The organism is Microbulbifer sp. SH-1 (genome assembly GCF_011326135.1).
Classification (GTDB): Bacteria; Pseudomonadota; Gammaproteobacteria; order Pseudomonadales; family Cellvibrionaceae; genus Microbulbifer; species Microbulbifer harenosus.
In genome coordinates, this window is the sequence record NZ_CP046948.1 from 3,239,189 (window position 1) to 3,253,200 (window position 14,012).

Annotated in this window: 10 protein-coding genes; 1 reads left to right on the top strand and 9 read right to left on the bottom strand. The window is 50.3% G+C overall.

Annotation, left to right across the window (positions count from 1 at the left end; translation table 11 throughout):
- Positions 1-4 precede the first annotated feature (4 nt).
- Positions 5-1,387 carry an oligosaccharide flippase family protein gene (locus tag GNX18_RS13285; protein ID WP_256367322.1) on the bottom strand — a complete coding sequence of 461 codons (1,383 nt, stop codon included), beginning with the start codon at positions 1,385-1,387 and terminating at the stop codon, positions 5-7.
- Complete coding sequence (locus tag GNX18_RS13290; protein WP_166218698.1) at positions 1,387-2,496, bottom strand: glycosyltransferase family 4 protein; 1,110 nt, start codon at positions 2,494-2,496, stop codon at positions 1,387-1,389. The genes GNX18_RS13285 and GNX18_RS13290 overlap by 1 nt, the downstream gene beginning before the upstream one ends.
- 319 nt (positions 2,497-2,815) lie before the next feature.
- On the opposite strand from GNX18_RS13290, the gene GNX18_RS13295 reads away from it, so the two are divergent.
- Entirely contained in the window at positions 2,816-4,780 is a 1,965-nt protein-coding gene (locus tag GNX18_RS13295; RefSeq protein WP_166218700.1) for a right-handed parallel beta-helix repeat-containing protein, read from the top strand.
- Positions 4,781-4,799: 19 nt separating this feature from the next.
- Here GNX18_RS13295 and GNX18_RS13300 read toward each other — a convergent pair whose 3' ends face one another.
- From GNX18_RS13300 to GNX18_RS13330, 7 genes are all read right to left on the bottom strand, one after another.
- Positions 4,800-6,665, bottom strand: a complete 1,866-nt coding sequence (locus tag GNX18_RS13300) for an immunoglobulin-like domain-containing protein (RefSeq protein WP_166218702.1) — start codon at positions 6,663-6,665, stop codon at positions 4,800-4,802.
- A 403-nt stretch (positions 6,666-7,068) separates the two neighbouring features.
- On the bottom strand, positions 7,069-8,430 hold the full coding sequence (locus GNX18_RS13305) for a glycosyltransferase family 4 protein (protein ID WP_166218704.1): 1,362 nt from the start codon (positions 8,428-8,430) through the stop codon (positions 7,069-7,071).
- On the bottom strand, positions 8,415-9,728 hold the full coding sequence (locus GNX18_RS13310; protein WP_166218706.1) for a hypothetical protein: 1,314 nt from the start codon (positions 9,726-9,728) through the stop codon (positions 8,415-8,417). Before GNX18_RS13310 ends, GNX18_RS13305 begins: the two co-directional genes overlap by 16 nt.
- Positions 9,729-9,817: 89 nt before the next feature.
- Positions 9,818-11,095: a glycosyltransferase gene (locus GNX18_RS13315; RefSeq protein ID WP_166218708.1), complete on the bottom strand. Its 1,278-nt coding sequence runs from the start codon at positions 11,093-11,095 to the stop codon at positions 9,818-9,820.
- A complete protein-coding gene (locus GNX18_RS13320; RefSeq protein WP_166218710.1) occupies positions 11,089-12,153 on the bottom strand; it encodes a glycosyltransferase family 2 protein in 1,065 nt (354 codons plus the stop codon). The genes GNX18_RS13315 and GNX18_RS13320 overlap by 7 nt, the downstream gene beginning before the upstream one ends.
- Complete coding sequence (locus GNX18_RS13325) at positions 12,150-12,920, bottom strand: WecB/TagA/CpsF family glycosyltransferase (protein ID WP_166218712.1); 771 nt, start codon at positions 12,918-12,920, stop codon at positions 12,150-12,152. The genes GNX18_RS13320 and GNX18_RS13325 overlap by 4 nt, the downstream gene beginning before the upstream one ends.
- Before the next feature lie 6 nt (positions 12,921-12,926).
- Positions 12,927-14,009: a glycosyltransferase family 2 protein gene (locus GNX18_RS13330; protein WP_205827915.1), complete on the bottom strand. Its 1,083-nt coding sequence runs from the start codon at positions 14,007-14,009 to the stop codon at positions 12,927-12,929.
- Between the last annotated feature and the right edge of the window lie 3 nt (positions 14,010-14,012).

Sequence of the window (14,012 nt, forward strand, 5' to 3'; positions counted from 1 at the left end):
TCTCTCAACCAGTAAAGTACTGTACCCCCCAGTTGAACAAATATCCGGCAGCCGCACCCGGCAGTATAAATGCGGTATAACCAATTTCCCGGGAAACCCGCATTAAACCCGCCCTGTACTTGAGGTAGAGTAAGAGTGGTACCGTCAAAATCGGGTATATTCCGAGAAAAGCCACGGCGCCAAAAAAACCATACTCATGCAGCGCGAGCGGTAATCCCAGAGTGAAGAGTACGGCGCGCCACAGCGCGATCGGCATCATTTTCCTCGGCTTACCTTGGGACTGATAGTAGAGCCCCAATCCGCGATACCTGTCACCCAACATCCCTACAGACAGAAATACCAGAAACATACCTGCCTCACTGTATCTCTCGTCATACAGTGTCCAGATAATTTGCTCGCCGGCTACTGCAAGAAATCCGCACAAGCCACAGATCAGGAAATCGAGAGGCAACCGGAAGCGGTAATAAACCGCAACATGATCATGCCCCTCCTGCAGCGCACGACTCAACGCTGGGTACATAACTTTCTGGAGAATATTGTTTGTCGTGTCTCTTACCGAAGCCACCACAAATATCGCAATGGAGTAAATACCCATTTCGCGCGCGGTTATGTCGAACCCCAGAATGATTCTGTCACCGTTAAGAACCCAGTAAGTTAAAAGAGAGCTCGCAAAGATCCATTTTCCGAAGTGAAAAATCTCCCCTGCATATCGCCTGTCCCATTGAAACCGGTTGGTTTCACCCGGCAACCACAAAAACTCGACACCGATTTTTACTATGCTCGCGGTCACTGTGCCGGCAACTAGAGCCCAGACGTCCGGGGAGTAACTGGCCCAGACAATCATTGTCATAAACGCGCAGATTTGGGCCATCAGCTCGATTTTGGTGAGCCGTCCCATATGCAGTTTTCTGTTTGCAACCGCAGATTTTGTTGAGCGAAATCCGCTAATGATGAGACTGCTTGCCAGTATGCACAACACGATCGGCAAATCAGGGTGAGAGTACACACTTGAAGCAGGTAGGCCCGGTCCGATCAACCACAGAGCCAACGCAAATCCGCATACTATGGCCGCTAGACACGCGCCGCGTGCGATCTGTAACACCCAAGCGGTATTCAGAAAGCGCTTCTGGTCACCTTCCCTGCTTTGAATGATGCTCTTCTGGATCCCCATATCCGTAAGCATCTGTACACCCGCGATCACTACGTTAGCCAGCGCCATGATTCCAAACATCTCGGGAGCCAGCATCCTTGTCATTACGAGATTGCTGAGCAACCTAAGCATTTGCCCCGTTGCGTAACCGCAAAATACCCAAAAGGATGCCGTGCGAAGTCTACGCCCGCTGAACGCGTTTTGCGGTAATTGGCTAACCTGCGTTGCTGAGCTCATCAAACGGCATCCTTACAAAGGGGCATCTCCGCGGCAGTCAGACACGCCAACACCTTCTCAAAGGCGTTTGCGGAATTGCTCCAACTACTGTTTGCCACCGCATCAATCGCCGCTTTCGACATTGTCGCCCACGCCGTCGACTCCAGGCGAAGAATACTTTCGATACTGTTAGCCTGGCCATCAACGTCATCTATTTCATTGATATAGCCATTTACTCCATTGCGAATGTATTCCGGCGCGCACCCGGCATCCGTTGCGACTACTGGGCATCCGCACGCGAGCGCTTCCAGTATTGGTAGACCAAACCCTTCACTGCGGCTGCTAAAAACATAGGCGCGAGAGCTAGCATAAATTTGCCTGAGTTTCGTCCTCGATGGTGCCAGCACAAACTCAACGCCTTCGGGCAAGGTGCGGCCATCACGTAATGGCTCAGCACCAAACATGATCATATGTGCCTGAGGAATCCGCTCGCGAACACGAGAGAATGCAGACAGAGTAATGTCGACGCCTTTAAACCTGGTTTCCGAGTACATACTGCATACCGTGAATGCAGCAGCGGTTGTATCTTCTTCTCTGAAAAAGAGCGTGTGATCAACCGCGTTGGGTACCAGGTGAGTTCTGTGGTCATCATATTGTTCCGCCATTACCTTTGACAGCCACTCGGCAATGACTATTTTGGGGTACGGAGTCTTATACGTGCGCTCCACACGTTCCCGTGGCTGCTCGTCATGCACTTCATGGTGCTGGACAAAATAACACTTCTTCCCTTTTTCTTCGGGGAATCCGGCAATCCACTCCACCGTTTTCCACCATGTCGCTACCAGAACGTCAGCCCGGGGATAAAAAGACGGAGAAGACATTTTAGCCGGAGGGAGCTGTATGATGTTGACACCCGCGAGATTCGAGAAGTGTGAATGGGCCAGATGATCTCTCGGAAAGATATCGCCTTTCATAAGGCGTTTCAGTGTAGCGGCCATCCCACCATTCTTGTGCGAAGGACACACAATGGTAACTTCATGGCCATTGTTGGCGAGCGCTTGCGCATAAATTGCGACGACCCGGCAGCCCCCACAGAGAGAAGGGACGGGAAAAGCGAAAGTGACTTTCATCCGTGATTTCACCTCGAAATTAGGTGAGGATTTTATCGCCGTTTACCCTTCATTGTAAATCACCGAAGAATTCGTTTCTCGCACGATTTTTTTGCCGAATATGCTACAAGGATTGCGGTTTAATACGTTTATCGCTTCAACGGCTTGGTTTACTATCACCTTCAATGACCAAATCAATCGGCAAATTACCTGATTTGCCTGGGATCATTTTCAAGCATTGTTCCAATGCCCAGTCACTGCTGCAATTTACAAATTGAATATGGACGTTTTTTTGCATTCACGGCGATGTGCCGGACATGACTCATATGGATCTATCATAATGAAGTATCTACTCGCTATTGGCGTTATTGGTGCACTTTTGACGGGCTGCGGCAGTGGTGGCAGTACGAGCGAAACCGCCATGCCCCAAAACCGGGAGCCGGTAGCTAACGCCGGCGGTAATCAGGTTACCGAATCCGGGCAGTCAGTGCCCCTAAGTGGTGCATCCAGCCACGACCCAGACGGCGATTCTTTGACGTATACATGGAATATCGTGTCGTCACCGAGTGGCTCAAACCCAGTTATCTCCCCCGCTTCCGCTGTTTCCACTGACTTCTCCGCCGATGTAGCCGGCAGTTACGACATACAGCTCTCGGTAAGCGATGGCGTTTTGTCCGACACGGATTCCGTAACAGTGACGGTAATCGACCGGCAGAGCGCGTCGCTCATTGCGGAAGCGGGCGGCAGTTATTCAGCCCCGGAGGGTCTAGATATTCAGCTTGACGGCAGTGGCAGTGCGGATCCCGGTCGCGGCGCCTTGACTTATAGCTGGGAAATCAAATCCGGGCCAGCAAACTCAGTCGCGTCCCTGGCCAAAGCCAGTAGCGCGACACCAGTACTCCGCGCGACTTCTATCGGCAGTTACGAGATTGAACTGAAGGTTACATCTGAAAGCGGCAACACCGCTACCGATACGGCCAATGTGCTTGTGTATGATTATTTTCCACTTATGCACAAGGTCGAACATTACACACAAATTTTGCCTGCCGACGATACACGTATCGTCTACGTCAGCAGCAGCGAAGGCGATGATGCTAACAACGGATTCTCGTCAAAAACTCCTGTAAAAACTATCGGCCAGGGTATTTCGCTTCTGAGAGATGGCTTTCCAGATTGGCTTGCGCTTAAATCCGGTGATTCCTGGGAAACCGGCGTCGGTGCCTGGGCCAAATCCGGTCGCAGCCAGTCCGAGCCAATGGTCATCACCAGTTATGGCGCCGGAGCAGCAAGGCCTCTACTCCGAACGCATGACGAATCCGCTTTCCGCTTTCAAGGTGGAGGCGGGAGTCCGGAGTATGTGAATTATCTAGTTATTCACGGGCTGCACTTTTACGCAGCGTCGCGCGATCCGAACTCATCGGAATTCACGGGTGCATCTGCCGACCGCGCGATTGTGTGGTTAAGAGGCACCAATGGCCTTTTAATCGAAGACAATTTGATTCAATTCTATAAAGAAGGAATCACTCTTCAGGAGAGCGACGGATTCGACATCAGAAATGTGCTTATCAAGAACAATGTCATTGTGGATTCTTACCATACAATAGATGCACATTCACAAGGGATCTTCCTAAAACAGACCGATCACGTTCGCATAGAACGCAATGTGTTTGATCATGTTGGATGGAATAACGACGTACCTGGCGCAGAGCCGACGAAGTTCAATCACAGTATTTATGTGCAATTCGACAATCGCGATATATCCATCGTCGATAATATTATCACTCGCAGCTCAAGCAACGGCGTTCAGCTTCGCCCCGGCGGCTTGTTGGAAGGCAATGTTCTTGTACACAATCCGATCAGCCTGATGCTCTCCGGAGATAATTCTCAGGGAGATCCAGGCATTATTAAAAATAACGTCGTTTTGCATGGAAACGATATTACTGAACTCGACCCCAGAGGTTGGGGGATTGATATAACTCCAGAGATTGTCTCCGCCGAAGTTACCGGAAATATCGTTGCACATGAGGCTTCAACTTCCAACAACCCCATGGCAATCAGCGAGAACAGTTTATCCGCTCAATCCGGAAATGTAGTTTTCGAATGGGGCGAGCAATCCCAGATAGAAGCCCGCTTCTCTAATCCTTCCGTAACGATTCTCGACTTCGACAAGCATGTGGGGGGCGATGGTACGCTGGTCTCCTTTATTAGCAATATCCGATCTCACTCTCTGCGTAAACCGAACCCCAAGTACAACGTAGAAAACATCAGGAGCTATTTCCAAGAGGCGTTTTCCGTTCAGAACTAGCTCCTTCGGTTTTCAACAGCTAAGGACTTTCTTCACTAAATCCATCTTTGAAGAACTTTCTTAACTTTTCAACGGAGTAATCCGGGTTCCAGTTTAATCTAGATTGGGCCCGGATGGTTTTCACGAATGAATCGAATGTTCCCTCCCCGCCTACCAGTAGATCGTACTCCTCGATTGATCGTTCAGGATCGAAATAATTCCCGGGATCTTCCGTTCCTGACTCCCATTTGTACGTAACATTACTGATATAACTCGCATTTACGGATTCGCGAATCCCAAACCTGTTGTTTGCTTCACTCATGACGTGAGCCACGATGTTGCCTTCTACAGTCGCATCACTCTGCGTACTGAAATCTATTCCCCAGCCCCGCAGCTCTGTCGGCGAAATATCATTTCCATTCAAGACAACGTTATTGAGAATATGACCACCGATTCCCTCCGAACCGGATAATCCCAGCAGTATTGAAATTGGGTTCCTTATCAGGAAGTTTCCCTCTATCAGCCCGCCCGGACGCAGTTGCATCCCATGACTAGAGCTTCGGGAAATGATGTTATTTTTTATCGTCACATCCTGATTGTTGTTCTGTATATAAATCGAATGGTTAAATTTTGTTGCTTCACCGCCGGGATATGAATCGTGCCAGCCATTATGGTCAAATATATTTTCCTCAATAAGAACGCCTTCGGTTCTCGCGATGTAAATACCCTGTGCATGGGCACTTGCGGCAAACGAATCAACGATAATATTTCTGCGTATGGTCACTCCGCTAATATTCAGATTGTCGAGGTCATCGATCTGAATGCCCTCTTTGTAGTACCCGATGTAATTATCTTCAATCAATAGTGAGGTTACACCGCGATACCAGTTGATCCCGCGGTTTAATGTGACCTCGCTAAAGGTTTCGGAGTTTGGGTCCCGGGTTTCGGCGTAAAAATGGAGCCCACTGATAACCAGATTGTCCACAACCTCCGGCGAGCTGCCGCCACCAGATACGCGTAACCCGTCTTCGGACCCGGTCATTAGCAGTGGTCGTATCGAACCACTACCATATGCCGTTACTACCATTGGCTCACCAGAGGATCGTCCGCTTTTGCCCCACTTCCCCAAGCCTTCCTGCCATTGGTCTCCTATTTTCAGCAACAGCCAATCTGGGTTCCCGTTGCGCAGCAGGCTCTTTCCCCTTGTTATAGATTTCACCGGTGTATCCGGTGTAAGGCCATCATTCGTATCATCACCGGAACTACTGCTGACATAGACCAGCCGCGAATCCGGTAAAGGCGTAACCGTTGTGAACCCCGGCTTGTCTACAGTAATTGGAATATGCGCATACGGCGACGGCTTTGCAATCACCGTTACGGATCTGGTGATCGAGGCATCGGCACCCGCAGAATCGACCACGCTATAAGTCAGGGTATAGGAGCCCACAATCGCCGTGTTAACTTCACCTGCTACCTGCACAGTGGCAGTAAGGTCTCCGTCCTCTTCATCGCTTGCTGTTGCCCCCGGATCCGAAAAGGCCGCATCCTGCTCTATTTCCATTGAGTCCTCACCATTCAACTGGATGGTAGGCGCATTATTCTCTGCAACAATTACCTGACGAACCGCAGTATCCGATGCACCCGCGCTATCGGTGACGCTGTACTGAACTTCGTAGTTGCCAGCGGTGGAAGTGGGGATCGGCAGGCCGGCAACCTCGATCTTATCGGTGAGATCACCATCTTCTCTATCACGCGCCGTCGCTCCGGCGTCACTGTAAGATGAGCCATGTTGAATCTGAACACTGCCTTCTCCCAACAACTCGATGACAGGGGCTCTGTTTCTTCCCGGACCGGATGGATCCCAGCCACCACAGGCTGTACATATGAACACGATCAACGCGTACATTGCGTACCTAACCATTCGCTACCTCGTCATTCGCTGTGGATAAAATGCAAAAAAAGTATGGTTTACGCCTTTTGCTTTTCCACGCGCTGACGAGATTAATCGATTAACAATCAGGAATTCGTTAAATCATCCCATATATAGTCACAGAAAAAATCTTTTTGTAGGAAGAAACTACCAAGAAAAATAAGGTTCAAATACCACGAACGGGAAATCTTGCCTACGACTCCTCGCCACTAAATTCAACCTCATCAGCGGCTAATAGATTATTGCAACCAGATATTAATATCTCGACGTTTGGTTGCGATTACGTGCAGTGGTTGCCGGCCAGAAAAACGATGAAACAACCTGCGCCGTAGCCTCAAATAAAACAGTAAATTTCCAGCCCATGCCTAGATACAAGCATTCAATATGTCGACTGGGGCGCCAGCTTTCCCGTCCCACCGCAGGTGACTAGTGCGCGGTCATATACCTCCTCTAGTTCACGACTTTTGCGATCCCAGGAAAATAATTCACTCCTGACTCTAGCGCACCGCGCCAGGTCGCCTAACTGCGCCCGATCGTTCGCTAGTCTCCGAATATGTTGACGCAGCTTTTCGATTACATAGGTTCTTCCAAGCGGGGAGATTTTCACGCCGGAGTCTTCTGTTACATACTCACCTATGCCTCCATTATCAACAACGATGCATGGAAGCCCTGACGCCATAGCTTCCATAACTACCGCCCCACCAAATTCGCGCACCGAAGGAAAGCAGAATAGATCGGAGGCCGCATATTCGTGACGCACCTCGGAGTGCGCGATCCAACCACGGAATTCCACCGTGTCCGACAAGTCAGAATTTTCTACATAGGCTTCAAGACCGGCTTTCTGTGATCCATCACCAACGACTGCCAACTTTATTTTCTGGCGCTCGGATACTGTCAGGCCCGCAATCGCCTCAATTAACATGTCACAACCCTTGTAGGGTTCGAGACGACCTAGAAACAGAAGACGTAGCTTATCGCTGTCTCGTTCTTGTCGTTCAGTATTCTGATAGAAGTAACCTGGTACGCCATTCTCATACATAATTTGCATGCGATCCGCTGACCCAGTGAAAGTGCTCTTGAGCCAAGTGTCCGTGTACGTTGAGCCACTTAGGATAATGTCAGCCTGTAAGTAGGTATAGCGATAACCCGGAATCATCCAGTATCCCAAGCGCCGCAACCAATTGAGGTAGCTGAATTCCTTGTGGCCAATACGTTTGAAAGCTTCAGGGAAAGGAACTCCACCATTTACAGGCCCAAGAATAAATGGCGTCCTGTGCTCCCCATTCCTGCAGAAGCGGAGAATACGGTAGGGGTAACGGGGCATAATTGGTGTTAGCGCATGCACCAGGTCGTAGTCACCACGCTTTACCGATGAAGAAAATGTTTTACTAACAAAGCGGTCGAAGAAAAAGTAGATAGGAAACTGCAGTAAGTGTCTGATTGGCCAGACAGTCTGACCTCGGAATGTTGACAGACGACGAATGATTCGGTAATAGACATTTTCCAGCCAAGTCTGTTCATAGTAGGTAACGTTGCTCGCCACACCGAAGCGACTCAGGGCGGACCTGTTTCTACAGTGCGTTACTAGATGTACATTGGCAAACTGTGCAATTGACTTGAAGAAGTTGTAGCCGACAAGAGGTACGGAACTCAGCTCCGGGTTGCAACTTTCTATAACCAACAGTACTTTGTATTTTTTGTTCGACTTTTGGGGCATAGCGCCATTCATTTCTCTATCCATCCGTATTCGCGTGATACCTGCTCACCAGAAATGTGGGAAATACTCTGATGCTGGCGATGTTTCTTGGCATGTGAACCTCCCTTCGAAAAGGCGGCTTCTCGTTTAGACGCAAACAGGCCGGTTGCCGCACCATATAGAAAAAATACCCAGCTATGCTGCGATGCGTTGGGAATCTGGTCGATCATCAGCATGGCGATTAGCACACAGAATGCCGCGGACACCTGTTTTTCCAGTGGGCTCCTACTGCGTGCGCCTTCCTTCTTTCCATTCATTACTGCGAGCATGGGCAAACCAAAGTATACGAGATAACCAAGCAGGCCGAATTGCGTAAATATGATGATCCAATAGCCATCGGTTACGGCGCCGTCTATGCGATTTCTGTCCCAGCCTCCCCACCCAAACAGTAATTTCTCTTTGCCATGCGCGAGCATGATCTCTTCGTGGTTGAAACGGAATTCAAGCGAAGCCGCTCTATCGGAGCCGAATGTTTCAGCGAGGTCCAACAGCGACTCGCGCGGGATATAGTCGAATATAGCAAGGACGGGATAGAGGAATACGGTACATGCAAGGATAAATGCAATTAACATGGACAGGCGAGACGGGAAAAAGACAAGAAGAGTTAGCCCCAGAAAGCCGAGCAGCCAAGCGCCAACAGATTTGCATACAAGCAATAAGAAAAAGCCGTAGAAAAGGTAAATGACGTTAGGAATGAATAGTATTTTTTGCCTGATCTTAAACAGCGCGGTTATCGCTATCAGTACCGCGACGGTGAAATTTGCAACAATAAGTCCATGCCCCATAAATACCACCGGACGGTATCCGCCAAATCGGATCTGCTGATCGAACGCATGCGGAAAAAATCCGTAAATCCAGGTATGTAACTGTGGACTCAACAGCACTTCGATCAGCATCAATGGTGAATAGATCAGTCCGGCAATGGCTAGTAGACGCAGAATTTTTACGCCATCATTGAAGTCCTTGACCAACAACGCCGCCAGCACAAAGGGCACCAATGTGAAAACAAACTGGAGTGTCATCGAAAGCGTGTCTTTTGGCGAAAGTGCTTGTTTGACTTGAACTCCGGTGAATACTGGATCAAGGTTTGTCAGCACCGTAAAGGTTGGGACCATTAATCCAAGAAGAACCACTACCTTAGCGGCGCGCGCCCCTGAGAGGAGACGGAACCGTATCCGCCTTACTGCCAGGCAGCCAATCAGAGTGCAATAGGCGGCGATGTTTTCCTTTTCAATATTCGGAATTAAAGGCAGGACGAATTCGACTTTTTGCGGCAGAAACATATATGCCCCAAAAATGGTCCAGAAGGTAGCCGTCAACGCACTGCAGCGCCAGTATAGGATTAGCGAGACGAAAGGCCAGCATAGAAGCGCTAGCAGGGCAAGGATGTTTGGCATTCCCGCTCAGCTTTGTCTGCACAGATATAGTGGAAAAGCAACTTTGCGTTATGCGCGAGGTTGAATTCCGTCTTGACCAGATTGATCGCACGCCAGATCTTGCTGGCTTTCTCCTCTTCCGATTCAGACAACGCGGTAAGGAGCGCATTGGCAAGCTCTTCCGGATCAGGGGATGCGATATATCCCGTCTCATTGCGGCGCACCAGCTCCGGGATTCCCGACACCCTCGTTGCCACTACCGGGACGCCGCGCATCATTGCCTCCATCAGTACGACCGGTATCCCGTCCATATCGCCATTTGAATCCATTTTCCCGGGAAAGACGAAGTAGTCGATATGTTCGAACCAGGTCGACACCTGATGGTGTGGTAGAGCACCGCCGAATGTCACATGCTTTTCAAGCCGCAGGGTTTTCACCTGCTCGCGAAGTGTCGGCTCCAATGGTCCTTCACCCATGATCTGCAAATGAACATGCGCGCCGCTGTCTAGCAGCAGGCGTATGGCACTGACAAGAAGGTCGACTCCCTTTTTCTCTACTAGTCGCCCGAGGAAACCGATGGTGGCTACTTCCTGTTTTTTTGCGACAGGAGTACGCGGAGCGAATTTTTCGATATCTACCCCGCACCTGACAAGTTTTAACTTGTCGGCGACGATACCCGCATCCGTCAGGTATTTGATGTTGAAATCCGAGATTGTCGCAACAAATTTCGCGCGAGCCCCCTTCTCTCTCAACAGGTAGCCGCGTTCAAATATATCGTTGGCGTGCGCCGTAAAGCTGAAAGGAGTGCCGGATTGCAACGCAGCGTACATACCAACATCAGTGGCGATATGGGAGAAATGACAGTGAAGATGCCTGACGTTTTCCTTGAGTAACCGGTGGGCTAGAACACCGGCAACAAAAAAGCGGTACATCAAACCCGCCGCAATCCGTGGCTTGCTCAGGCATTTAATCGCATCGCCGTTACACCGGATGAACGCACCAATGTATTTCCGGGGAGATTGCCAAAAGACATTTACGTTTGCCTTGAACAAGCTCGACGGCGACTGTGCATAGAGATATTCACAACACTGTGCTAATTCGCTAAGCCGTGTATCGCCTACCATCGCCTTTACTGTATGTAGAGAATAAGGTCGTACCGATACACCGAAGTTTTCGATCTCAATGATTTCGTTGTAGACAAAGGTGCTGGACGCTCCCGGGATCTCCGGAGCCAGGTAGGCAATGGGCCGTTTGTCCTGCTCGCCATTTAGCATCCTTTCACCTCCTCAGACCCAGGCTGCGCCCCCTGGGTGTGTCCGGTGCCGGGTTCGCCTGCCGGACTTATACGAGCGCGCAACAGGGCTCTGCCACCTGAGAGATTCTCAGGATTCCATCGGGTGTTATTTTTTCGCTCAATAAATGCCGTGGCCCGCGACTTTCCAACAAAAAGGGAGCGCCACTGAAACTGGCGGATTTCCGCCACAAGTTCCGGGTCTTGGAGGATGGCATCGCACCGCAACCGCGCTCGTATATAGCCATAGAACATGGCTGCGCCACCGATCAGAAACGGATATTCAATAGCCCGGTACATACAGGTAGCCAGCATATACACCCAGCCCGTGCCCATAAAATGCTGCCCAAAGCCGTGCCTTGACCGGCCCCTCAGCACGCCGTGCTGGCTGGATCCCATTACCCGCAGGTGCGTAAAGTTGAGATCGGGTTCATCCCAACTCCGTGCATACCAGCCCAGCTGCCGACATTTATGGCAGTCGATTGCATCCCACATGACCTCGCGAACAAATCCGCCAATCTGTTCGAAACAGGAGATACGGTAGAACTTGGTCATCCCTGCCGACATTTCGTCTCCGCGCCTTTCACTGACCAGCCGCCCGTCCCTCTCGTTGTATGGCTTGCCGCTGCAGGTACCCAATCTGGGATCAGCTTCCATCCTTTCCATCAGCGTCTCGAAGTAGCGCTCCGGCAGTTCCAGGTCTAGATCGAGTTTGCAGACATATGCATAATCGTTCAGATTAAGTGTTTTCAGCCCAGCGTAGAATGCATCGACCACACCCGGGCCCACACTGCGAAATCCGCGATTTTCTCGAGTGAGAATTTTTATAAAAGAATATTTTTCCGAGTATTTTTTCAGAATCTCGAGTGACTTATCCGTCGATCCGTCGTCAACAATAAGCCATAATTTCGGGGTTACGGATTGTCTGGCGATACTGTCCAGAGTCCGCTCCATATACTCGGCCTCATCTCGACAGGGCGATACAACAACATAATCTCTATTGTGCGCAGATATTTTCTCTCGGTTGGATTCCCTGTTCATAATGTGGTGCCCTGTAAATTTCTCGCCAGGTGGCGGTTGATGGCTGGCAGGGAAAGGGCGTTTTTCAGATAGCGTATCGTCAACCTGGACGGATTTTGGCTCATCCGATATAACCACTCCAGACGCAGCTGTCGCATCCAGTTCGGTGCACGTTTTTCCGCTCCGGCGAGAAACAGGATCGAAGCGCCGATGCACAAAGTGACCCCTCGGTATTCATCTGTGTTCTGCAGCAGATTCGCGAGTATTTCTTGTTGCGGGGAGCCAACTGCCAGAAACACATAATCCGGATCCGCTTCGGCAATATGCGCCACAATGGCGTCGACCTCACCAGGTTTCCGTATGAAACCCATTGTTGGATTGTGATGCGTAATATTGATACGCGGATACCGGTTTTTTATTCGCATGAGAATTTCATCGCTTCCACCCAGGATATACACGCTGTCTTTTTCGTTTAGTTCGTCGTTAAACAACCTCGCCGTCAGATCGCTGCCGGTAACCACTTCGGGAATCCGGTTGCCGTGCAGTTTCAGCATAAACTCCAGGATTCGGCTGTCGCATAACGACAAGCTCGCGTTTACGTAGACCCTTTGCAGACTGCCGCTGCGCCTGCTCCCAGCCAAGCGCGCAAGATGATCGATGTTCGGGGTAACCACATACCCTTTACATTTTTTCTGTCGCATCGCCACGATCTGAGATAGAGCTCGGTCCATGTCTATCATGTCAATCCGGCAAAGCCCGATGTTCAGTGATGAAAAGTTGCTAGTCATGACGGTCTACTTGTATTCGATAATGGCGGTGCGTCTACCCGAAAGTCGCGAAGCAGCGTACCGAAGGACACCCAAGAATTGCGGAAATTTTGCCAGCGGGATAAGTATGCTGTAGACGAAGGATCTTCGAAGTGAATATCTCAACTTAATACGTTTCAAAAAAATTCGCAGTACTATCGCGGGGTATGCCGCCAGCAAGAGCAGAGAAGCAAGCGGTGAGAGTACACTAAAGATAAGTGCCAACAGTGGTATTACACATGCCCACAGGCAGATACTTGCAACCTCTCTCACACAGTAGGGATTTTTTTTTGTCGCGTGCATGGCGCATCGTTCGGCGTAGGCAAACCCGGCGCGAATGTTGCGCAGGTAGAACTGACGGAAGCTTGTCATGGCCGCATCATGAGATGTCATCTCATCAGCGATTCGCCATATTTTCCAGTTTTCTTTGCGCAGCCTGAAGCACATCTCCGGTTCCTCACCGGCAATCATGTTCGGATTGAAGGCGTTGACCGATTCAAGCGCAGTTCGCCTGGCGAGAAAATCACCGCCACAGGCTTTTGCTTCTCCAACCGGCGTATCCCACTCCATATCGCAGAGCGCGTTGTAGATCGATTTCTGTGGATAGACCTCCCTGCGCCTACCACAAACGATCGCAACTTCGGGATTTACGGATAAAAACGCGGAAGATTTCGAAAGCCAACCCGGCTGCATTAAGCAATCGCCATCGACAAACTGCACCCATTCGACATGCGGGAATTTCTGGACGAGATGTTTCAATCCAGTGTTCCGCGCCCGTGCTGCGGTGAACGCAACGGCATCGTCCAGCGCTATGACTTCGCAACCCGCCGATCTTACGAATTCCACACTGCCGTCTGTCGAACCGGAATCCACATAGACAATAGGATGCGCGGCGATACCGTCATCTCGCGCAGGCGAAGAGTCAGCGCCAGTACTTCTTCGCAGTGCCCATGATTGCTCCAGGATAGAACTGATACAGCGACGCAGACGCTCCCCCTCATTTCTGCCGATGACGACAAAACCAATCGCTGGGATTTTACTCAGCGCAGTTTGCGTGTCGTTGATACTCATAGG